General features: G+C 65.9%; 20 protein-coding genes and 1 riboswitch. Of the genes, 7 read left to right on the forward strand and 13 right to left on the reverse strand.

From position 1 onward, the window contains the following. Positions 1 to 41: 41 nt before the first annotated feature. The 7 genes from lnt to OKW35_RS29575 all read right to left on the reverse strand — a co-directional run bounded on the left by lnt (position 42) and on the right by OKW35_RS29575 (position 7,898). Positions 42 to 1,799, reverse strand: coding sequence for an apolipoprotein N-acyltransferase (gene lnt / locus OKW35_RS29545; RefSeq protein WP_429553921.1), 1,758 nt, complete (start codon positions 1,797 to 1,799; stop codon positions 42 to 44). Positions 1,800 to 1,917: 118 nt separating this feature from the next. After that, positions 1,918 to 2,823 (reverse strand): HlyC/CorC family transporter, encoded by a 906-nt coding sequence (locus tag OKW35_RS29550; RefSeq protein WP_184058413.1) that lies wholly within the window; start codon positions 2,821 to 2,823, stop codon positions 1,918 to 1,920. 219 nt (positions 2,824 to 3,042) lie between these two features. After that, positions 3,043 to 3,702, reverse strand: coding sequence for a gamma-glutamylcyclotransferase (locus tag OKW35_RS29555; RefSeq protein WP_429553922.1), 660 nt, complete (start codon positions 3,700 to 3,702; stop codon positions 3,043 to 3,045). A gap of 41 nt (positions 3,703 to 3,743) precedes the next feature. Then, positions 3,744 to 4,205 (reverse strand): rRNA maturation RNase YbeY, encoded by a 462-nt coding sequence (ybeY, locus tag OKW35_RS29560; RefSeq protein ID WP_429408350.1) that lies wholly within the window; start codon positions 4,203 to 4,205, stop codon positions 3,744 to 3,746. Between the two features lie 84 nt (positions 4,206 to 4,289). Continuing rightward, positions 4,290 to 5,372, reverse strand: coding sequence for a PhoH family protein (locus tag OKW35_RS29565; RefSeq protein WP_429553923.1), 1,083 nt, complete (start codon positions 5,370 to 5,372; stop codon positions 4,290 to 4,292). Positions 5,373 to 5,415: 43 nt separating this feature from the next. Beyond that, positions 5,416 to 6,801, reverse strand: a complete 1,386-nt coding sequence (gene miaB, locus OKW35_RS29570; RefSeq protein WP_184058408.1) for a tRNA (N6-isopentenyl adenosine(37)-C2)-methylthiotransferase MiaB — start codon at positions 6,799 to 6,801, stop codon at positions 5,416 to 5,418. Positions 6,802 to 6,932: 131 nt separating this feature from the next. Beyond that, positions 6,933 to 7,898, reverse strand: coding sequence for a LysR family transcriptional regulator (locus OKW35_RS29575; RefSeq protein WP_429553924.1), 966 nt, complete (start codon positions 7,896 to 7,898; stop codon positions 6,933 to 6,935). Between the two features lie 110 nt (positions 7,899 to 8,008). On the opposite strand from OKW35_RS29575, the gene OKW35_RS29580 reads away from it, so the two are divergent. The 4 genes from OKW35_RS29580 to ribB all read left to right on the forward strand — a co-directional run bounded on the left by OKW35_RS29580 (position 8,009) and on the right by ribB (position 11,636). Next, entirely contained in the window at positions 8,009 to 8,416 is a 408-nt protein-coding gene (locus tag OKW35_RS29580) for a VOC family protein (protein ID WP_429553925.1), read from the forward strand. Positions 8,417 to 8,442: 26 nt separating this feature from the next. Continuing rightward, positions 8,443 to 9,609, forward strand: coding sequence for an MFS transporter (locus OKW35_RS29585; protein WP_429553926.1), 1,167 nt, complete (start codon positions 8,443 to 8,445; stop codon positions 9,607 to 9,609). Between the two features lie 130 nt (positions 9,610 to 9,739). Beyond that, positions 9,740 to 10,447 (forward strand): helix-turn-helix domain-containing protein, encoded by a 708-nt coding sequence (locus tag OKW35_RS29590; RefSeq protein ID WP_429553927.1) that lies wholly within the window; start codon positions 9,740 to 9,742, stop codon positions 10,445 to 10,447. A 137-nt stretch (positions 10,448 to 10,584) separates the two neighbouring features. After that, positions 10,585 to 10,768: riboswitch (FMN riboswitch) on the forward strand. Between the two features lie 148 nt (positions 10,769 to 10,916). After that, positions 10,917 to 11,636: a 3,4-dihydroxy-2-butanone-4-phosphate synthase gene (gene ribB, locus OKW35_RS29595; RefSeq protein WP_429553928.1), complete on the forward strand. Its 720-nt coding sequence runs from the start codon at positions 10,917 to 10,919 to the stop codon at positions 11,634 to 11,636. A 95-nt stretch (positions 11,637 to 11,731) separates the two neighbouring features. Here the strand turns inward: ribB and OKW35_RS29600 are convergent, their stop codons facing one another. The 3 genes from OKW35_RS29600 to glpD all read right to left on the reverse strand — a co-directional run bounded on the left by OKW35_RS29600 (position 11,732) and on the right by glpD (position 15,829). Further along, positions 11,732 to 12,418 (reverse strand): HAD family hydrolase, encoded by a 687-nt coding sequence (locus OKW35_RS29600; protein ID WP_429555099.1) that lies wholly within the window; start codon positions 12,416 to 12,418, stop codon positions 11,732 to 11,734. A gap of 122 nt (positions 12,419 to 12,540) precedes the next feature. Further along, a complete protein-coding gene (gene glpK, locus OKW35_RS29605) occupies positions 12,541 to 14,040 on the reverse strand; it encodes a glycerol kinase GlpK (protein ID WP_429553929.1) in 1,500 nt (499 codons plus the stop codon). Positions 14,041 to 14,299: 259 nt separating this feature from the next. Next, complete coding sequence (glpD, locus tag OKW35_RS29610; RefSeq protein ID WP_429553930.1) at positions 14,300 to 15,829, reverse strand: glycerol-3-phosphate dehydrogenase; 1,530 nt, start codon at positions 15,827 to 15,829, stop codon at positions 14,300 to 14,302. Between the two features lie 200 nt (positions 15,830 to 16,029). Between glpD and OKW35_RS29615 the strand changes: the two genes are divergently transcribed. Further along, positions 16,030 to 16,404, forward strand: coding sequence for a hypothetical protein (locus OKW35_RS29615; RefSeq protein ID WP_184050855.1), 375 nt, complete (start codon positions 16,030 to 16,032; stop codon positions 16,402 to 16,404). 28 nt (positions 16,405 to 16,432) lie between these two features. On the opposite strand, the gene OKW35_RS29620 is transcribed toward OKW35_RS29615, so the two are convergent. The 3 genes from OKW35_RS29620 to OKW35_RS29630 form a co-directional block, all read right to left on the reverse strand. Continuing rightward, complete coding sequence (locus OKW35_RS29620; RefSeq protein ID WP_429553931.1) at positions 16,433 to 17,086, reverse strand: TetR/AcrR family transcriptional regulator; 654 nt, start codon at positions 17,084 to 17,086, stop codon at positions 16,433 to 16,435. Between the two features lie 194 nt (positions 17,087 to 17,280). Next, positions 17,281 to 17,478, reverse strand: a complete 198-nt coding sequence (locus OKW35_RS29625; RefSeq protein ID WP_167368606.1) for a hypothetical protein — start codon at positions 17,476 to 17,478, stop codon at positions 17,281 to 17,283. Positions 17,479 to 17,784: 306 nt separating this feature from the next. Further along, positions 17,785 to 18,564, reverse strand: coding sequence for a DeoR/GlpR family DNA-binding transcription regulator (locus tag OKW35_RS29630; protein ID WP_184022964.1), 780 nt, complete (start codon positions 18,562 to 18,564; stop codon positions 17,785 to 17,787). A gap of 319 nt (positions 18,565 to 18,883) precedes the next feature. On the opposite strand from OKW35_RS29630, the gene ggt reads away from it, so the two are divergent. Next, complete coding sequence (gene ggt / locus OKW35_RS29635) at positions 18,884 to 20,524, forward strand: gamma-glutamyltransferase (RefSeq protein WP_429553932.1); 1,641 nt, start codon at positions 18,884 to 18,886, stop codon at positions 20,522 to 20,524. 185 nt (positions 20,525 to 20,709) lie between these two features. Next, positions 20,710 to 22,080: an MFS transporter gene (locus OKW35_RS29640; RefSeq protein ID WP_184058388.1), complete on the forward strand. Its 1,371-nt coding sequence runs from the start codon at positions 20,710 to 20,712 to the stop codon at positions 22,078 to 22,080. Positions 22,081 to 22,289: the final 209 nt, after the last annotated feature.

Genomic DNA, 22,289 nt, shown 5'->3' on the forward strand with positions numbered 1-22,289 from the left:
GGCGCATTTTTTTTGCGGGTGTCGTGCCTTTGGCGTCGGCGTTACCGCTTGCCGTTGCGTCGCCGCGCGAGCCCCGGTCCGAACGCGAAACCGAACGCGAGCAGCAGCGCCGACACCGCGAGCACCGTGTTGTTGCCGCTCGTCACGTAAGGCGTGTAGCCTGAGGTGCCTTGCACGCGCACGTCGAGCGAACCGACCGTGTAGGGCGTCAGGCGCCCGATCACGCGGCCGTTCGCGTCGATCGCGGCGGTGATGCCGGTGTTGGTTGCGCGCAGCATCGGCCGGCCGGTTTCGAGCGAGCGCATGCGCGCGATCTGCAGATGCTGGTCGAGCGCGATCGTGTCGCCGAACCACGCGAGATTGGTCGAGTTGATCAGCACGCCGGCGGGCGTCGCATTCTCGCGCAGCGTGCGCGCGATCTCCTCGCCGAAGATGTCCTCGTAGCAGATGTTCACCGCGACCGGCTGGTTATGCACCATGAACGGCTTTTGTACCGGCGGGCCGCGGAAGAAATCGCCGAGCGGAATGTTCATCAGGTTCACGAACCAGCGGAAGCCCCACGGCACGAATTCGCCGAACGGTACCAGATGGTGCTTGTCGTAGCGATAAATCTCGTGCGAGCCGGGCGTGACGCCGAACAGGCTGTTGGTGTAGTCGACCACCCGGCCGTCCGGCGTGATCGTGCCGCCGATCGCGCCGAACAGCAGCGCGCTGCCGGTCGAATCCGTGAACTGGCGGATCGCGGCCGCGAAGTTCGGCGGAAGCTGCTGCGCGAGCACGGGGATCGCGGTTTCCGGCGTGACGATCAGATCGGCCGGCTTCGACGTGATCATCTGCTGATACTCGTCGACCGCCGCGCGCAAGCCGGCTTCCTCGAACTTCATCTCCTGCTTCACGTTGCCTTGCAACAGCCGCACCGACAGCGCCGCGTTGGCGGGCGTGGTCCACTGCACGAGCGGCAGCAGCAGGCCGATCACGAGCAGCGCGAGCGCGACGCCAGCAGGCACGACGATGGGGGCGATGCGCGTGCCGCGGCCCCGCGCGGCGCGATCGCCGGCGTCATCAGCGGCGCTGGCGTTCGGCTCGAGCGATTCATTCGCCCGCCCGGAGCGCCACGACGGCAGCAGCGCCAGCAACGCCTGCACGATCAACGCGGCCGTCAGCGCAACCATCCAACCGACGCCATATACGCCGACCACCGGCGCAAACCCCGCCAACGGGCCGTCGACCTGCGCATAACCGGTGGCGAGCCACGGAAAGCCGGTGAACACCGTGCCGCGCAGCCATTCGCCGATCGCCCACGCGCTCGCAAAGGCGAGCGCGCCGTGCCAGGTCGGCGAGAATGGCGCGCGCTCGTCGGCCGCGCCGTTGCGCGCATGGCCCGCGCAGAACGACCACACCCCCGCGGCGAGCGCCGGATAGACCGCGAGATACAGGCAGAACAGCACGAGCGCCGTGCCGGCGAGCGGTGCCGGCATGCCGCCGTAGTAGTGCATGCTCACATACAGCCACCAGACCCCGCTCACGAAGTTGCCGAAGCCGAACGCGCCGCCCGTCAGCGCGGCGCTTTTCCAGCCGGTGCTGCGCGTGAGCCACGCGAAGAAGAACACGAAGATCGCGAGTTGCAGCCAGCCGCCATGCGGCGTCGGCGCGAACGATAGCGTATTGGCCGCGCCAGCGGCCAGTGCGACGAGGTAGTGCCAGCGCGGCAGCGCGCGGCTGCGCGTGCCGTCTTCGGTGGGAGCGGGAGCGGGGGCGCTCACGCCGCGGTGCGAACGGGAAGTGATCGGGTCGGCCATTGTTGCGCGGTCGGCGTCGGTAGTTGAAAGGGCAACTCAGTAGGCAAACGAGTTGGCAAATGCGCCGGCAATGAAAGCGCGCGGGCGCTCAGGCCGTGCATCGGCCCGAGCCGCCGGCTCAGGTCTGCACGTGCTGTGACTCGCGCTCGCGCTGGCCCGCGAGCGGGTCGCGGCGCACCAGCAGCATGTGGATCTGGCGGGCGTCGCCGCGCAGGATCTCGAAGATCAGGTCGTCGAGGCGGACTGTCTCGCCCCGATGCGGCACCCGGCCGAAGTGATGCGTGACCAGCCCGCCGATCGTGTCGACCTCGTCGTCCGAATAATGCGTGCCGAAGGTGTCGTTGAACTGCTCGATCTCGGTCAGCGCGCGCACGCGGAAGCGTCCGTCCGGCGAAGCGATGATGTTGCCGCTCTCCTCGTCGAAATCGTATTCGTCCTCGATGTCGCCGACGATCTGCTCCAGTACGTCTTCGATCGTGATCAGGCCCGCGACGCCGCCGTACTCGTCGACGACCACCGCGAGGTGGTTGCGGTTCACGCGGAAGTCGTGCAGCAGCACGTTCAGCCGCTTCGACTCGGGGATGAACACGGCAGGGCGCAGCATGCCGCGCACGTCGAACTCTTCTTCGGCGTAGTAGCGCAGCAGATCTTTCGCGAGCAGCACGCCGATGATGTTGTCGCGATTGCCCTCGTAGACCGGATAGCGCGAATGCGCCTTGTCCAGCACGTAGGGGATGAATTCAGCGGGATTGTCCGCGATGTTGATCGCGTCCATTTGCGCGCGCGGCACCATGATGTCGCGTGCGCTCAGTTCCGACACCTGGAACACGCCTTCGATCATCGACAGCGAGTCGGCGTCGATCAGGTTGCGCTCGTGCGCGTCCTGCAGAATTTCCAGAAGTTCGGCGCGCGAGTCGGGCTCGGGCGAGATGAAGTCGGTCAGACGCTCGAGCAGCGAGCGCTTTTCCTGCGGTTTGTCGAGTTGACGTCCGGTATGGCGGCGACTGGGATACGTGTCGTTCATGGTAGTGCGCCCGGCGAGACTGGGCGCGCTGTTGCAGAGCGTTAAGGATACACCAGGCGCATGGCGGAACCGTGTCCCGCCGGGCCCGGCGATGAGCGAAGCCAGGGTGAAACGGCCCCGCCGCGACGGCGGAGCGTGGAATCATCCTAACCGATTACGCGGGCAAAAGTGCTCGCCGGCAAAAAAGTCGCGGGTGGGGTTTTCGCCGAGATGCCGCGGTCACACGGTCGGCTTGCAGCGCGCGAGTAGCGCTTCGAGCGCGCGGTCCGGCATGCCGCTTTCGCGCAGCGCGTGCACGGTGCGGCTCACGTAATCGAAGGTCGTGCCGTAGCGGCCGCTCGCGCAGCCCAGCACGGTCTGGATGATGTCGTCGCGCAGCTTGCCGGTGTAGCTCGGCACGTCGCGGCGCATCACGAATGCGAGCGCGTCGACGCGCCGGCCGTCCGCGAGCACGCACGGCAGCCACGCGGGACGGTACGAGCCCATCGGCATTTCGCGGCGCCACAGTGCTTCGAGATGCGGCCTCGAGCCATCGGCCGCGAGCCGGAAGGCCATGCCGGTGCACGAGCCGCCGCGATCGAGCGCGAGCACGAGGCCGGGCTGCTCTGGCGTGCCGCGATTGACTCGCGACCACAGATAGAGGCCGCGGTGATAGCCGTGCACCTTCGAGCGCATCGCCTCGACGGTCGGCAGGCCCGGGTTCCAGATCAGCGAGCCATAGCCGAACAGCCACAGATCGCTTTGGCGGTCCCAGCCGCGCAACGTGGATTCGAGCGACGCGCGCAGTTCGTCGTCCGTCAGGAGCCGCGAGTCGCCGAGCACCGGCGGGTAGTCCGGACAGCGCACGGGGATATCGGCTTCGGGGGACGGAGTGCTCACGGTGGGTTCGGGCGGGCTGGCGTCGAGGAGGGGCGGAACGCCTATTGGTAAGGGTCCGGAAAGCCGAGCTTGCCGAGGATTTCGGTTTCGATCGCTTCCATTTCCTCGGCTTCTTCTTCGACCTCGTGGTCGTAGCCCTGTGCATGCAGCGTGCCGTGCACGAGCAGGTGCGCGTAATGCGCGGCGAGCGGCTTGCCCTGCTCGGCGGCTTCCTTCTCGACCACCGGGCAGCACAGAATCAGATCGCCCGTGACCGGATCATGTTCCGATTCGGCATAGGCGAAGGTCAGCACGTTGGTCGCGTAATCCTTGCCGCGATAGGTGCGATTCAGCGTGCGGCCTTCTTCGGCGTCGACGAACCGAACCGTCAGTTCGCCGTCCGCGAACAGCGCCGCCTTGATCCAGCCGGCCACCGTCGCGCGCGGCAGCAGCACCTTGTGTTCCGGCCAGGCTTTGGCGGCGGGGAATTGCAGGCTCAACGTCAGTTTCGGGGTGCGGCTCATGCGGTTTCTTTGCGTGGCATTCCTGGCTCAGTCTTTTTTTTTGCGGCGAGGCGACGCGGGCCTCGCGCTGCTAAGCGCATCGCTTTAGCGCGGATCGACCGCGGCCGGCGACTTCTGCGCATGCGCATCGTACGCCTCCACAATTCGCGCGACCAGCGGATGCCGCACCACGTCCGCGCTCGTGAAACGCGTGAGCGCGATGCCGCGCACGTTCGCGAGCACCTGTTGCGCTTCGATCAGCCCGCTCTTCTGGCCGCGCGGCAGATCGACCTGGGTCGTGTCGCCGGTGACGACCGCCTTCGAGCCGAAGCCGATTCGCGTGAGGAACATCTTCATCTGCTCGGGCGTGGTGTTCTGCGCCTCGTCGAGGATGATGAACGCGTGATTCAGCGTGCGGCCGCGCATGTATGCGAGCGGCGCGATTTCGATCATCTGCCGCTCGAACATCTTCGCGGTTTTGTCGAAGCCGAGCAGGTCGTACAGCGCGTCGTAGAGCGGGCGCAGATACGGATCGACTTTCTGCGCGAGATCGCCCGGCAAAAAGCCGAGCCGCTCGCCCGCCTCGACGGCCGGGCGCGTCAGCACGATGCGTTTGACCTGGTCGCGCTCGAGCGCGTCGACCGCGCAGGCCACCGCGAGATAGGTCTTGCCGGTGCCGGCCGGGCCGACGCCGAACGTGACGTCGTGCGACACGATCTGCTTCAGATACTCGCGCTGCGCCGGCGTGCGGCCGCGCAGATCCGCGCGTCGCGTGTACAGCTTCGGGCCGTATTCCTCGAAGTCGTCCTCGCTCGCATTGGTGTCGGCGGGCTGGTCGAACGGGTGATCGGGATTGCCGGCGAAGTGCGCGTCGACGGGGTCGCCATTGCCATTGCCGTTGCCATTCGAACGATGACGCACCGGATGACGCACTTCGACGAGCGCGAGCTGGATGTCGTCGACCGACAAAGGCTCGCGCGCGTTGTTGTAGAAGTTTTCGAGCGCGGTGAGCGCGAGCTTCGCGCCGCGCCCGCGGATCGCGATGCGGTGGCCGCGGCGCTGCAGGGTCACGTCGAGCGCCTGCTCGATCTGCCGCAGATTTTCGTCGAGCGGTCCGCAGAGGTTGGCGAGCCGCGCGTTATCTTCGCGCGGTGCGGTGAATTCCAGAGGCTGCTGAGTGGTCTTCAAGGCGGTGAGTCGATCCTGTCGGTTGCGGTACTCAGAATGTCGTTCAATGCGTCGTCGCGGCGCTGTCGTCGTGAACCATCACGAGTTCACCACGCAGCGAGTGTGGATACGCGTGCACGATCTTCACGTCGACCATCTGACCGATCAGCCGTGCATGCGACGCGACCGGCGCCGGGAAATTGACGACGCGGTTGTTCCCGGTGCGGCCCGCGAGCTCGTTCGGGTCCTTGCGCGCCGGGCGCTCGACCAGAATGCGTTCGACCTTGCCGACCATCGCGTGGCTGATGCGCTGCACGTTCTCTTCGATCGTGGCCTGCAGATGCTGCAGGCGCTTGAGCTTCACCTCGCGCGGCGTGTCGTCGTGCAGGTTCGCGGCCGGCGTGCCGGGACGCGGGCTGTAGATGAACGAGAAGCTCGTGTCGTACTTCATCTCTTCGACGAGCGCCATCATCTTCGCGAAGTCTTCCTCGGTCTCGCCGGGGAAGCCGACGATCATGTCCGTCGACAGCGACAGGTCCGGGCGAATCGCGCGCAGCTTGCGGATCACCGACTTGTACTCGAGCACGGTGTAGCCGCGCTTCATCGCCATCAGGATGCGGTCGGAGCCGTGCTGCACCGGCAGATGCAGGTGGCTGACGAGCTTCGGTACCTTCGCGTAGGTGTCGATCAGGCGCTGCGTGAACTCCTTCGGATGCGACGTCGTGTAGCGGATCCGTTCGATGCCGGGGAGGTCCGCGACGTATTCGATCAGCGTCGCGAAGTCGGCGATCTCGGTCGAACCCACGGTCAGCGCGCCGCCGAATTTTCCACGATAAGCGTTCACGTTCTGGCCGAGCAGCGTGACTTCGCGCACGCCCTGGTCGGCGAGGCCGGCGATTTCGGTCAGCACGTCGTCGAGCGGACGCGACACTTCCTCGCCGCGCGTGTACGGCACGACGCAGTAGCTGCAGTACTTGCTGCAGCCTTCCATGATCGACACGAACGCGCTCGGACCTTCGACGCGCGCCGGCGGCAGGTGATCGAACTTCTCGATTTCGGGAAATGAAATATCGACCTGCGCGCGGCCGCTCGCGCGGCGCTCGTCGATCATCTGCGGCAGGCGGTGCAGCGTTTGCGGACCGAACACGATATCGACGTACGGCGCGCGCGCGACGATCGATGCGCCTTCCTGACTCGCGACGCAGCCACCCACGCCAATGATCAGATTCGGATTCGCGTCCTTCAGCTCGCGTACGCGGCCGAGGTCGGAGAAGACTTTTTCCTGCGCTTTTTCGCGCACCGAGCAGGTATTGAACAGGATCACGTCGGCGTCTTCCGGCGTGTCGGTCTTGACGAGTCCTTCAGCGGCACCGAGCACGTCGACCATCTTGTCGGAGTCGTACTCGTTCATCTGGCAGCCAAAGGTCTTTACATAAACTTTCTTGGTCATCGAATTTCGCCGGTCGCAGTGGTTAACCTGGGGGCGTCGTAAAAGGTGAAGGAGGCCGCGGCGCGGGGCAGCGCGGCGCGTGATGGCCGGCTTGCGCGTGTCTTTGCAGCGTAACTGCATATTATAGCCCTTCACGCAACGGGGGTTTCGGCGCTCATTGGCCGGTCCGGCGGCAGTCCCAGCAGGCTTTCCAGTTCATCCGACACCTGCGCGAAGCGCTCGGCGAGGAAATCGAGCAGCACGCGCACGCGCGGCGCCATGAAGCGATTGCGGTGATACAGCGCGTGCAGCGGGGCATCGGGGTAGCGCCATTCCGGCAGCAGGATCTTCAGGCGACCGGCGCGCAGGTCCGCTTCCACGTCCCACATCGATTTGATCGCGATGCCGTAGCCGCGCAGCGCCCATTCGCGCGCGACCGCGCCGTCGTTGGTTTCGCGCGCCGCTTCGAACGGCACGCTGTAGTGCTGCACCTCGTCACCGCGCGTGAAGCGCCATTCGCTGGCCGGCCCCGATGCGGTGCCGAGCACGATGCAGTCGAAATTGGCGAGGTCGAGCGGGTCCTTCGGCTCGCCGCGACGCCCGACGTATTCCGGTGATGCGCACAGCACCCGCCGGTTCGGCGCGAGCCGGCGCGCGACCAGCGAGCTGTCCTGCGGCACGCCGAAGCGGATCGCCAGATCGATGTCCTCCTGCACGAGATTGGCCAGCGCATCCGACAGCGTCAACGCGAACGTCACGTCCGGGTACAGCGCGTTGAATTCGTCGAGCCAGTGCATCAGCAGGTTGCGGCCGAAGTCCGAGGTCGCCGACACCCGCAGCTTGCCGCGCACGACGTTCTGGCCCGCTTGCAGCGCGGCTTCGGCGTCGTCCAGCGATTGCAGCGCCTGGCGGCAGCAGTTCAGGTAGAGGCGGCCTTCGTCGGTGAGCCGTAGCTGCCGCGTGGTGCGCTCGAACAGGCGCGCTTTGAGCCTCGCTTCCAGTTTCGCGAGCCGCGCGCTCGCCGCGGCGGGTGTCAGGCCCATCTTGCGGCCCGCCGCCGACAGGCTGCCTTGCTGCGCCGCTTCGACGAAGAGGCGGATGTCGCCGAGGTTATCCATCGCTGGCTTTCAAGCAGAATTTGAAAATGCTTCAAATGCTACGCCAATTATCAAATTGGCGTCACGCCGCGACAATGCAGCCGTCGAAACCTCCGCTACTGTCCTTCGTCATGCAACTCGATCACGCGACCATCGTCACCGCCGACCTCGATTCCGCCCGACGTTTCTTCGTCGACATCGCCGGGTTCACCGAAGGCGCGCGCCCGCCGTTTTCCGTCGACGGCTACTGGCTGAACGCAAGCGGCCGCCCGGTAGTGCATCTGATCGCCGCGCCGGCTTCCGGCGCGGCGGGCCGCGTCATGCCGCGCATCGATCACATCGCCTGTCGGCTCGATAGCGCCGGCGAATGGCAAGCGTTGCTCGAGCGGCTCGACGCGCACGACATCGGCTATCAGACCGCGCAGGTGCCGGCGAGCGCCGTGCAACAGGAGCAGCGGCAGCTGTTCGTCGCGCTCGCGCCGGGCGTCGTCATCGAATTCGTGACGGCGGCGCGCCAGGCCCTTCAACCCAAACCCTGATCCCACCTCATTCACGGAGCGGAAAAATGCCCATGCCATTACTCGCGCTCGCGATTAGCGCCTTCGCCATCGGTACCACCGAATTCGTCATCATGGGCCTGTTGCCCGAAGTGGCGCGCGATCTGGCCGTGTCGATCCCGTCCGCGGGCCTGCTCGTCAGCGGCTATGCGCTCGGCGTCGCGGTCGGCGCGCCACTGCTCGCGGTAGTCACGAGCAGGATGTCGCGCAAGTTCGCGCTGCAGCTGCTGATGGGCGTGTTCATCGTCGGCAATGTGTTGTGCGCGGTGGCGCCGGGTTATTCGGTGCTGATGATCGCGCGCGTCGTGACCTCGTTCGCGCACGGCTCGTTCTTCGGCATCGGCGCGGTGGTCGCGGCCTCGCTCGTGCCGGCCGAAAAGCGCGCGAGCGCGATCGCGCTGATGTTCACGGGCCTCACGCTCGCGAACGTGCTCGGCGTGCCGTTCGGCACCTTCATCGGCCAGCAGTTCGGCTGGCGCGCGGCGTTCTGGATCGTCAGCGGCTTCGGCGTGCTGTCGCTCGCGGGCATCAGCGCGCTGGTGCCGAACCGCCACGACACCGGCCCCGCCGGCCTCGCCCACGAAGTGCGCGTGCTGCAAGACCCGCAAGTGTGGAGCGCCCTCGCGATGACGGTGCTCGGCTTCGGGGGTGTGTTCGTTGTGTTCACCTATATCGCACCGATCCTCGAGCAGGTGAGCGGTTTTTCGCCGCGCGGCGTGACGCTGATCCTCGTGCTGTTCGGCGTGGGCCTGACGGTCGGCAACATGGTCGGCGGCAAGCTTGCGGACCGCGCGCTGATGCCGTCGCTGATGGGCATTCTCGCCGCGCTCGCGGTCGTGATGGCGATCTTCGCGCGCACCAGCCATTCGCAAGCGGCTGCCGCGATCACGGTGTTCGTGTGGGGCATCGCGGCGTTCGCGACGGTGCCCCCGTTGCAGATGCGCGTGGTCGAGAAGGCCGCCGCCGCGCCGAATCTCGCGTCGACGCTGAACATCGGCGCGTTCAACGTCGGCAATGCAGCGGGTGCGTGGCTCGGCGGTCTCGTGATCAATCACGGCCACGCGCTCGATACCTTGCCGTGGGTTGCCGCCGCGGTCAGCGTCGCCGCGCTGCTGCTGACGTGGTTCGCGGCGCGCATGGATGCGCCGGCGCGCGCGCTCGCGCAAAGCGCGTGAGTCGTCAGTTGCTTGCCTCCGCCATGCTGATAACAGTGTGAAGATAACTTCGTTGGGCGCGGCCAAAGCCGATGCTATCTTGCTTCCACTTACTGCTCTTGCCCCGCCTGGCGGGGCTCTGGAGGCCAATATGCATTCCCCGCTCGCGCTGGTCCGCGATCCCTCTGCCGATGCCGACACCGACGCGGCGCCGCGCTCCGCCGAACCCTTCGATGCGCTCGAACAGCTGGTCGGCGTGAATCTGGCGCGGCTGCGCGCCGAACGGCAGCTTTCGCTCGATGCGCTGGCGCGCGCATCAGGCGTGTCGCGCGCCATGCTCGCGCAGATCGAGTCGGCGCGCAGCGTGCCGTCGATCAAGGTGCTGTGCAAGGTGGCGGCGGCACTGAAGGTGTCGGTGGCGGCGTTCCTGCGGCGTCACGCGACCAACGGCTTCGAGCATCTGCCGGCCGAGCGCTCGGCCCGCGTGGTCAGCGCGAACGGTTGCTACTCGGTGCGGCCGCTCTATCCCGACGACGAGTCGATCGCCGCCGAGTTTCACGAACTGCGGATCGCCCCGCTGCATACCGAAGCGGGCGTGCGCCGCGCGCCTGGCACGACGGTGAATCTGGTGGTCAGCGACGGTACGCTCGAAGTCAGCGTGCACGACCAGCGTCAACTGCTCGCGACCGGCGACGCGATCGTGTTCGACGCCGACCAGCCGCACAGCCTGCGCAATCCCGGCGACACCGAGGCGCGCGCGTTTCGCGTGACGCTGCGGGCTGAGACGCCGCCGCGCTGGGAAGTGCCGGCCGCGGGCGCCGCACGCGACGAAGCCGCACGCGAAGGTGTGCCGGGTTGAGAATCGACGGCGTCGAGGTTCAAGCGCGGGTCAGGGCGTCGATGCAGGTCAAATGCAGTGAGTAGGGTCTTTGTTCGTCGCGCTGCAGCGCTCGCGCGACTGTTGTATGCTTCGCCCGCCGGTCGAACCGGCAATCAGTGCGTCTTCAGGGCGGGGTGAAATTCCCCACCGGCGGTGGGCCGGCAGCGCGACAGCGTGAGCCGGCAAGCCCGCGAGCGCCCGCATCGCTTAGCCTTCGGCATAGCGCAGACAGGAGCGGGGTCAGCAGATCTGGTCAGAAGCCAGAGCCGACGGTCATAGTCCGGATGGAAGAAGATGTGCAGATAGTCATGTGCGTTCCGCGACGCCGCCTGTAGCCTGGGTGGCGTATCAGCGTCCGCTTCCGCGCGGCGCCTGGGCGGCCCGTATCAGTCTGTTTGCAATGCCCTGAAACGTTTCTCGCCCAACTTTTGCGATGAGCGTTTCAACTATGTCCTTTGCTACTTTTCCTGCTCCGTCGACGATTGCAGACGATGCCTTCGCCGATCTCCCGCTGCTTGCCAGCGAAGCCGTTCCGCCGCGTATCGCCGCCGCCTTGCAGGCGCTGCGCGAGGGCCGCGCCGTGGTGCTGCAGGACGACCACGACCGCGAGAACGAAGCCGATCTGATCGTCGCGGCCGAGCGCCTGTCGGTCGAAACGATGGCGCTGCTGATCCGGGAATGCAGCGGAATCGTCTGCCTGTGCCTGCCCGACGACAGGATCCGCGCGCTCGAACTGCCGCCGATGGCCGTCAACAACGAAAGCCGTCACGGCACCGCGTTCACGGTGTCGATCGAAGCGCGCGAAGGCGTCAGCACCGGCGTGTCCGCGCAGGATCGCGTGACCACGATCCGCGCCGCGATCGCCGATACGGCCAAACCCGCCGACATCGTGCGCCCCGGCCACGTGTTCCCGCTGCGCGCGATGCCGGGCGGCGTGCTGGCGCGGCGCGGCCACACCGAAGGCACCGTCGATCTGGCGATTCTCGCGGGCCTGAAGCCGGCCGGCGTGCTGTGCGAACTGATGAACGCCGACGGCACGATGACGCGCGGCGCGGACGTCGAGCGCTTCGCCGCGCAACATGATCTGCCGATGCTGACGATCGCCGAGCTGGTCGAGTTTCGCGAGTCGCTCGCGCAGGTGCGCGAGGGCGCGATGGCCGAGGCTTGACGGGCCATCCATCGAGCGGCACGCGACGCCATGACGCAAAAAAGCCGGTCCTTCTTCCGAAGAACCGGCTTTTTTATCGGCGTTGCGCAAAACCGCTACGACTGCACGTCGCCGAATTCGCCGCGCACGCCCGCCTCGATGAGCGCCGGCAGTTCATCCATATGCTTGATGATTCGCGTGATACCCATCGCGCGCAGCGCATCCGCGTAGCCGTCCGGAATATGGCTCGCGCCGACGAACGCGATCGTCTTCATGCCTGCCGCGCGCGCCGCGTTCAAACCCGCGACGCTGTCCTCGACGACGAGGCAACGCGCCGGCACGACGCCAAGCGTCGTGGCCGCGAACAGATAGACGTCCGGATACGGCTTCGGCCGGGCGACCTGCTCGGCGCTGAACACGCGCTCGCCGAAAATCTGCTGCAGACCCGCGCGCCGTACCGATGCGGCGACGCGCGACATACGGCTGTTCGACACGACCGCTGCCGGCAGCGTCACGCGTTGCAGCGCGTCGCGCACGCCGTGGATCGGACCGAGCGACGCGGCGAGCGCGAGCTCGACGTTATGCTCGATCGTGTCGAGGAAGTTCACAGGCAGCGTGATGTCGAACTGCGTTTCGAGGCCGGCGAGAAAGCGCGAGGTTTGCTGGCCGAACGCGGTTTTGACGACAGGGGCGAAATCGATGCCGGGGAAGGTGGCCGTCAGCGTGTCGAACATCACGCGATCGGCGATGACTTCACTGTCGACGAGCACGCCGTCGCAGTCACAGATGAGGTGGTCGATCATGCCTGAAAAACGGTAAGCGCAAAGCGCGCGGGCGGCGGGTTGCGGGCCCGCGCGCGGGATGAAAAGCGTCATCATACGTACTTTCGGACCGCGTCCTTTTGGCGTTCTGCGCGCCCGCGGCCTTACGGCGTATCGGCCCACGCCTTCGCCGCGCGGATCGCGCGCTGCCAGCCATCGAGGCAGGTCCTGACCTCCGCAGGCGGTAGCGCCGGCGTGAAGCGGTGCTCGAGCTTCCACTGGCTTTTCAACTCGTCGATGTCCTTCCAGTAGCCCACCGCAAGACCGGCCAGATAGGCGGCGCCGAGTGCGGTGGTCTCGGACACCTGGGGGCGCACCGTGTCGACGCCGAGGATGTCGGCCTGGAACTGCATCAGCAGATTGTTCGCGCAGGCGCCGCCGTCCACGCGCAACTCGCCGATGCGAATGCCCGAGTCGGCTTCCATCGCCTTCAGCACGTCGAGCGATTGATAGGCGATCGAATCGAGCGCCGCGCGCGCGAGATGCGCGGAGGTCGTGCCGCGCGTGACGCCGAACAGCGTGCCGCGCGCATGCGCGTTCCAGTGCGGCGCGCCGAGGCCGGCGAACGCGGGCACGAGATACACGCCGTCGCAATGCGGCACGCCGCGCGCGAGCGTTTCGATTTCCGCCGCGTTCCTGATGATGCCGAGGCCGTCGCGCAGCCACTGCACCACGGCGCCGCCGATGAAGATGCTGCCTTCGAGCGCGTAGTCGATACGCTCGCCGATCTGCCAGGCGATCGTCGTGACGAGATTGTTGTTCGATTCGATCGGTTTGGCGCCCGTGTTCATCACGAGGAAGCAGCCGGTGCCGTAGGTGTTCTTGACCATGCCGGACTCGGTGCACATCTGGCCGAACAGCGCGGCGTGCTGATCGCCGGCGATGCCCGCGAGTGGAATCTTCGACGCGAACACGGTGGTCACCGTCGGTCCGTACACCTCCGACGACGGCCGTACTTCCGGCAGCATGCTGCGCGGAATGTCGAGCGCGGCGAGCAGTTCGTCGTCCCACTTCAGGGTGTGGATGTTGAACAGCATCGTGCGCGACGCGTTGGTCACGTCGGTGACGTGCAGCGCGCCCTTCGTGAAATTCCACATCAGCCAGCTGTCGACGGTGCCGAACGCGAGCCGGCCCTGACGCGCTTTTTCGCGCGCGCCTTCGACGTTGTCGAGAATCCAGCGGATTTTGGTCGCCGAGAAATACGAGTCGATCGGCAAGCCGGTCTTCGCGCGCACGCTCGCTTCGAGACCCTGCGCTTTCAGGTCGTCGCAGAAGTCGGCGGTGCGGCGGTCCTGCCAGACGATCGCGTTGTAGATCGGGTGGCCGGTTTCGCGATCCCACACGATCGTGGTTTCGCGCTGGTTTGTGATGCCGATCGCGGCGATCGACGTGCCGTTCATGCCGGCTCGCGTGACCGCCTCGGCGGCGACGCCGGCCTGCGTCGACCAGATTTCCTGCGGATCGTGCTCGACCCAGCCCGGGTGCGGGTAGATCTGCTGGAATTCCTTTTGTGCGCTCGACACGACGTTGCCGCGCCGGTCGAACAGCATCGCGCGCGAGCTGGTGGTGCCTTGGTCAAGCGCGAGAACGTACTGATCCAGCATTGTCTCTTCTCCATGCATGTTACGGATCGCCGGATTGCTGGCCGGCGATGCGAGCGGCGTGTTGTCGTGAGCGGGCCGCCATAGTGTGAGGGCGCGTGCCGGTGTCGTCCAGCCGAAGCTGCGGTGGGGCCGGCCCGGGACGCGCGCATGGTGTGCGCCGTTTCTACGGGCTCGCGCCGTTTGCTTCACCCGGCATTGGCGCCGCGTTGTGTTTGCCGCCGCTTTTGTCGGGGCATGCCAGTTTGCCCGGCCGGGCCGCCTACGCGCTCTGCCGGGCCGGTTCGCGCGCGAACCACGCGTCGATATCGCGCGTAACCTCATCGAGCGTGCCCGGCTCGACGTGCAGGCCGAGCTTCGAGCGCCGCCACAGCACGTCCTGCGCGGTGCGCGCCCATTCGGTATCGCGCAGATAAACCAGCTCGGCTTCGTGCAGTCCCGGCGCGAACTCGGGACCGAGCTCGGCGCGCGAGCGCGCGAGGCCGATCACGCGATTCGCGCGCGTGCCATACGCGCGCGCGAGCCGATGCGCGAGCGACGCCGGCAGCCATGCGTGCTCGCGCGAGAACTCACCGAGGAAGCGATTGAAGTTCGCCTGTGCGATGTCGCCGCCCGGCAGCGGCGCGTCGACGGTCCACGCGGACCCGCCGTGGCGCAGCGCGTCGGTGAGCGTATCGACGGCCTGCTCGGCGAGCTTGCGAAACGTCGTGATCTTGCCGCCGAACACCGACAGCAGCGGCGCCTGTTCCGCGGGCGCGTCGAGTTCGAGCGAGTAGTCGCGCGTGACCGCCGACGGATTGTCCGCGTTCTCGTCCTCCAGCAGCGGGCGCACGCCCGAATAGCTCCAGCGCACGTCGGCCGGCGAGATCTTCTGCCTGAAGTAGCGGTTGATCGAATCGCACAGATACTGCGTTTCGTTGGCGTCGATCGCGACTTGCGACGGGTCGCCGCGATATTCGAGGTCGGTGGTGCCGATCAGCGTGTAGTCGTGCTCGTAGGGAATCGCGAAGATGATCCGCTTATCGGCGTTCTGGAAGATGTACGCGTGGTCGTGCTCGAACAGGCGCCGCGTGACGATGTGGCTGCCCTTGACGAGCCGCACGCTATGCGCCGATGGCCGGCCGAGCGCGCCCTTCAGCAGCTCGCCGACCCACGGGCCCGCCGCGTTCGCGATCGCGGCGGCGCGCACGTCGAGCGTCGTGCCGTCCGCGCGTTGCAGTTGCGCGCGCCACTCGCCGCCGGCGCGCTCTGCGTTGACCAGTTTCGTGCGGGTGAGGATCGTCGCGCCGCGCTCGTGCGCGTCGAGTGCGTTCAGGACGACGAGGCGCGCGTCGTTGACCCAGCCGTCCGAATAAACGAAGCCGCGCTTGATCGTTTCGACGAGCGGCGCGCCGGCCGGATGCCGGCTCATCACGATGCCGCGCGAGCCCGGCAGCAGCTCACGTTTGGCCAGATGGTCGTACAGGAACAGACCCGCGCGGATCAGCCAGGCGGGGCGCAGATCCGGCATATGCGGCATCACGAAGCGCAGCGGCCAGATGATGTGCGGCGCCGCGCGCAGCAGCGTCTCGCGCTCCTGCAGCGCCTTGCGCACGAGCCCGAACTCGCGGTACTCGAGGTAGCGCAGGCCGCCGTGGATCAGCTTGGTACTTGCCGACGAGGTGTGCGCGGCCAGATCGTCCTGCTCGCACAGCAGCACCGCCAGGCCGCGGCCGGCCGCGTCGCGGGCGATGCCGGCGCCGTTGATCCCGCCACCGACGACGAGCAAATCATATTTCGTGCCTTGCGTCACCTGGTGAGCCTCTGCATCGAATCTGCGAGTAAGTTGGAAAGCTGATTGAACGAATCATGTTCGTTTTCGAACTTTAATGAACATATTCGAAAAAGTAAAGTTCGCTTCGACCCGAGCGAGCCTTGGGTCGAATGGCACGGGAGTGGCACAACGCGCGACCGCGGACGATACTCTCGGTAGCAGCCATTTCGAGGTGATGTATGCGTGGACTTTTGATGATCGGCGCGGCGGCGCTGCTGGCGGGATGCGTGAGTACGCCAAGTCTGGAAGGGACGAGGGGCGCAACGTCGTTCGAGGCGTTACAGAAGATGTGCTCGCCGCAAACCGTCGACTACGGCAGCGACGCGCAGAACGTCTATGAGACGTTCTTCGATGCCTATGTGGCGAACCGGCGCGGCCGGCTGTCGAACGACGACTTCTGCGCGTTCCAGGCATCGATCGCGCAGCGCCATGCGAGCGAGGCGACGAGCAGCGATCCGAAGGTGCGCAACCAGTGGGTCGAGTTCTTCAACGAGCAGCGCGCAAGGGCGATCAGCTGGCGTGCGAGTGCCGATCCGACCTTGCGTAACGGGTAAGCAGCAACGGGTTGACCGGCGAGCCGGTTCACTTGTGCGGCGCCAACGCTCCGCGCCACAGCATGCGCAAAAGCTGCGCGAACACGGCTTCACGTGATGGCTTCGGCGCTCCGTCGCCGGCGGAATCGGCCTGTTGCGCGGCCGACGGCGGTAGCTGGTTCGCGAGCGCAAGCATCGTGAAGCCGTGCAGGCTCGTCCAGTACGCATAGCCGATCAGGCGCGGATCGCCTTCGAGAATACCCGCCTCGACGAGCCGCTCGAAGTGCGCTTCCAGCAGACGCCACGCGCGCTGCGACGCCGCGGCCAGTTCAGGGTAAGCGCCTTGCTGTTGCGGCGTCTGATCGAACATCAAACGGTAGGCGTGCGGTTCATCGAGCGCGAAGTCGACGTAGGCCCGGCCGACGGCGCTGTGATCGATGGCGGGGGCGTTCGCGGGGATGCCGCGCGCGGCCGCTTCGAGGCGCGCGGCGAAGCGGTTGAACGCGGCGGCGCGAACCATCGCCAGAATTTCTTCCTTGTCGCGGAAATAGCGATACGGTGTCATCGCGCTGCAGCCGAGCTCCTTCGCCAGCTCGCGCATCGTCACGCCTTGCGCGCCGCGGGTCGCAAATGCGTTTTCGGCGACGCGTCGCATGGCTTCGCGAAACTGCTGGATGTCGTCGGCGGAGAGCGTCTTGGGCATGCGCGAGGGCGGGGAAGTCCGTCGCGTGAATTTACTGTGTAAATGAGATGCGCACAACAAAAGGCCGCGAAGGCGGCCCGCTGTCAGGGAGTTGAACGATACGAGCCCGGCAGTCGCGAGCGAAGCGCGCGGCGCATCCGCCAGGGCGGCGCGGATACGCCGCCAACGGCTCTCGGATCGAACGACAGGGAATCTCAGGAAAAACGTTTGATGGCCCGCAATGCGGTGTCGCCGGTTTCGGTCACGCGCCATTCTTCGTTGCCCGATGCGAGGCGTTCGAGTTGCACCAGTTGGCGTTCGAGCAACGCATCGAGTTCTTCTCGGTCCATTTCGACCTGGTTGGGGGCGTCCTTGACGAGTAACAACGTGGCGAATTCATGCGGACTCAGCATCGTTCTCTCCATGTCAGCAAATTGCGGACAGCCTTGCAGTCGACCGACAGGCCGGGGCGGGGTCCGCTAAGGATCAGGGCGGGAGGTACGGCTTACACGACAGATTCACAAACCGACGCCGTGCGAAACTCGCAACGCACGTTGGGGAACTGGAGTGTAGGCGAGCACCGATGAAACGCCAACCTGGTCCCCGTAAATTTTCCATTTGACAATTGGTCGCGCGATAGGCGGTCCGGCCCCGCAGCCAGATCCTTGATTTCACGCGAGGTTTTGCGTGCACCGCAGCATGGCGGAGATCGCCTGGAATTATCCGGCGATATAGATTTGACAATTCGCGGCGTTCAGCGCTTCGGCCATGTCGGCGGCCGGCGCGGCGTCGGTGAACAATGCGTCGATCTGCTCCAGATGTCCCTGGCGAACTAGCGCCGGGCGGCCAAACTTGGAGTGATCGGCGGCCAGGAACACGGTGCGTGCGTGCTCGATGATCGCCTCGGCGACACGCACTTCGCGCGTGTCGAAATCGCGCAGCGTACCGTCCGTTTCGATGCTCGACGTGCCGATGATCGCGAAATCGACTTTGAACTGCCGGATGAAGTCGATCGCCAGTTCACCGACGATGCCCTTATCCCACGGCCGCACGATGCCCCCCGTCACCAGCACTTCGCAATCCGGGTAGCCGCTCATCATGCTTGCGACGTTCAGATTGTTCGTGATCACGCGCAGTCCACGGTGGCGGTTCAGCGCGCGTGCCACTTCCTCGGTGGTCGTGCCGAGATTGATGAAGAGCGATGCCTGATCGGGAATGTGAGTGGCGACTAGCGCCGCGATGCGTCTTTTCTCTTCATGAAACATGCGCTGGCGCGCGGTGTAGGAGACGTTCTCGGAACTGGTCGGCAGACTGGCGCCGCCGTGATAGCGGCGCAGCAGATTCATATCGGCGAGCCAGTTGACGTCGCGGCGGATCGTCTGCGGGGTGACGTCGAAGTGGCTCGCGAGGTCGTCCACGGTCACGAAGCCGTCGCGTTGCACCCACTCCAGCAATTCCTGTTGCCGGGCGTTGAGAGTCAGGCGGGGGTCTCGTGTCATGTGTCTTGAGTGGTGGCTGTCGTGTCGGCGTGGTCCGTCGCGATCATCGAGCGGCTGGCAGAAAGCCCGCCGTCGACGAACGCGATTGCGGCTATTGTAAAACCATCGCGCCCCTTGTCCGCCAACTGGCCGCGAACGCTCCGAACCTGCTCGAACCTTCACTCAGGTGCAAGACGCATTTATTCATTTGATAAATGAATTTGTTTTTTGGTGCGCTTCGCGATGCAATCCTGGGTTCCGCGATTTACCTGCCTTACAACCTTTCCCATGATGTCCGGCGACTTTTTCGTGCCGGCCCGCGCTTTCGAGAGTGTTCGACATGACTGGCTTCAGCAACTGGCAAAACCCTTATCCGACGCAACGTCTGCCCGTATTCGCACGCAATATCGTTTCGACCTCGCATCCGCTCGCGGCGCAGGCCGGGCTGCGCATGTTGTGGAAGGGCGGCAATGCCGTCGACGCGGCCATCGCGGCGGCCGCAGCGATGACAGTGGTCGAGCCGGTGTCGTGCGGCCTGGGCGGCGACGCGTTCGCGCTCGTGTGGGACGGCAAGAAGCTGCATGGTCTGAACGCGTCGGGCGTGTCGCCGGCTGCGTGGAACGTCGATTACTTCAAGCGCAAATACGGCGAGGAAAACGGCTTCGCGAAACAGCCGAAGCGTGGCTGGGACGCCGTCACGGTGCCGGGCGTGATCGCCGGTTGGGAAGCGCTGCACCAAAAGTTCGGCAAGCTGCCGTTCGCCGACCTGATGGAGCCGGCCATCGAGATCGCCGAGCGCGGTCACGCGGTGGCGAGCATCGTCGCGTACAAATGGGCGGCCGCGGTGCCGGAACTGAAGGATCAGCCGGGCTTTGCGCAGACCTTCATGCCGCGCGGCCGCGCGCCTGAGGTCAGCGAGCTGGTGCGCTTGCCCGGTCACGCGAAGACGCTGCGCCTGATCGCCGAGCAGGGCCCGCGCGCGTACTACGAAGGCGAGATCGCCGAGCGGATCGCCGCGTTCGCACGCGAAGGCGGCGCCGCGCTGAGCGCCGACGATCTCCGCAACTACCGCGCGGACTGGGTCGAGCCGATCGGCAAGGACTATCGCGGCTACACCGTGCATGAGATTCCGCCGAACGGCCAGGGCATCGCGGCGCTGGTTGCGCTCGGCATCCTCGAGAAGTTCGACGTGAAGTCGCTGAAGGTCGACAGCGTCGAGTCGCAGCATCTGCAGATCGAAGCGATGAAGCTCGCGTTTGCCGACCTGTATCGCTATGTGGCCGATCCGCGGTCGATGGAAGTCACGCCCGAGCAGATGCTCGACGACGCGTACCTGAGCTCGCGCGCGAAGCTGATCGATCCGAAGCGGGCGACGCACTTCGACTTCGGCATGCCGAAGGTGGGCGGCACGATCTACATGTCGGCCGCGGATGAGAGCGGCATGATGGTCAGCTTCATCCAGTCGAACTACATGGGCTTCGGCTCGGGTGTGGTGGTGCCGGACAGCGGCATCGCGCTGCAGAACCGCGGCTGCGGCTTCTCGATGGATCCGAAGTCGCCGAACGTCGTCGAGGGCGGCAAGCGACCGTTCCACACGATCATCCCGGCGTTCCTCACGCAGCAGGTGAGCGGCCAGCAGGAAGCGGTGATGAGCTTCGGCGTGATGGGCGGCGACATGCAGCCGCAAGGCCATCTGCAAACGGTGGTGCGCATGCTCGACTACGCTCAGCAGCCGCAGGCCGCGTGCGACGCGCCGCGCTGGAAGGTCAACCGCGACTTCACGGTCGATATCGAGTCGACGCTCGATCCGAAGACCACCGAGGGCCTGCAGAAGCTCGGCCACACGATCAAGTCGGTCGACGATCCGTACATGGACTTCGGCTCCGGCCAGTTCATCTGGCAACTCGATCGCAACGAGCCGGAGCGCGGCTACGTGGCGGCCAGCGACAGCCGCCGCGACGGTCTCGCCGCCGGCTTCTAGGCCACAACGAGGCGACGCACGGGGCCGAGGTCCGCACCGGGACTCAGGTCCGACACCCGGGTAACACGTAACCAACGCGCGGCATGGCATATGCCGCGCTATTGCGCGCCCGCCAGCCGCCTCGCAGACCCAGGCGGTGCCGCACCTACCACGGCTATCACGCAGCAGACAGGCAGGAGACCATCATGAACACCCCCGCGTCGCACTCGACGACCGCTTTCCCCCACGCCGCGCCGCTTTCGAAAGCGATGGTGCGGCGGATCGTTTTCTCGTCGTCGATCGGTAACGCGCTCGAGTGGTTCGACTTCCTGGTCTACGGCTACTTCGCGACGATCATCGCGAAGCAGTTCTTCCCGATGCAGGACGAGTGGCTGTCGACGCTGCTCGCGATCGCCACTTTCGGCCTCTCGTTCCTGATGCGCCCGCTCGGCGCGGTCGTGCTCGGCGTGTACGGCGACCGCAAGGGCCGCAAGGCGGCGCTCACGCTCGCGATCGCGCTGATGATGGTCGGTACTTTCACGATGGCCGTGATGCCGCCGTTTTCGACGATCGGTCTCGCGGCGCCGCTGCTGGTGCTGCTGGCGCGGCTCGTGCAGGGCTTCGCGGTCGGCGGCGAGTTCGGCAGCGCGACCGCGTTCATGGTCGAGCACAGCGCGACCCGGCGCGGCTACTACGCGAGCTGGCAGTTCGCGAGCCAGGGTCTCGCGGCGATCACCGCGGCGGCCTTCGGTTCGCTGCTGACCGCGTGGCTGCCGGCCGAGCATCTGAACAGCTGGGGCTGGCGTGTGCCGTTCGTGTTCGGTCTGCTGGTCGGGCCGGTCGGCTACTACATCCGCTCGCATCTCGACGAGACGCCCGAATTCCTCGCATTGCGTGAAGAACGCGCGGCTCGCGAGGCGGCTGGCGAGCACAAGGTCGTCAGCGGAACGAAGGACGCGTCGTTCTCGAATCAGTGGGTCAACCTGCTGCTCGCGATCGGCATGGTTGCGCAGTCGACGGTCGGCGTGTACGTGCTGCAGCTCTACATGCCGCTTTACGCGGTCAAGCAGCTGCATATGGCGGCGGCTGCGTCGTTCGGCGTCGTCGTGCTGAACGGCGGCATGCAGTTCATCTTCTCGCCGATCATGGGCGCGCTGTCCGATCGCATCGGCCGAATTCGCATCATGCTGAGCACGTCGATCCTGATGGGCCTGCTGATCTATCCGATGTTCGCATGGCTGCAGACACATCCGACGATTGGCTGGCTGCTCGTGCTGCAAGGCGTCGCCGGTATTTTCAAGGCCTCGTACTCGGGGCCGATGCCCGCGCTGATGTCGGAGATCTTCCCGACCCAGGTGCGCTCGACTGGCCTTTCAATCGGTTACAGCATCGGCGTGACGATCTTCGGCGGCTTCGCGCCGACCATCGTCGAAACCTTCATTCATTTGACCGGCGACAAACTCGCGCCAAGTTATTACGTCCTGCTTGCGGCGGTGCTTTCGGGCGTATCGCTGATCATCGTCGCGCTGCGCATGCGTCGCGTGCGTCCCATCCCGGGCGACGTCCAACCTGCCTGAGGAAGAGGGGGCCCGCCCAAGGGGGGGCCTCCCAAGGGGGCCCGCGTAGGGCGCCCGCCCGTGCCCCAACCCCGCCGGGTCTGATGTCTGTCCGAAAAGCCAGCCTTTTGGGCTGGCTTTTTATGCCTTGCGCACATCGATTTAACACGTTGGAAGATTTCGACTATCTTGAAATCGGAACTGCGTCGATGCGGCATGGTCTGTGCTGT

The sequence above is a fragment of the Paraburkholderia sp. MM5477-R1 genome (genome assembly GCF_050436385.1).
In the GTDB taxonomy this organism is placed as follows: Bacteria; Pseudomonadota; Gammaproteobacteria; order Burkholderiales; family Burkholderiaceae; genus Paraburkholderia; species Paraburkholderia tuberum.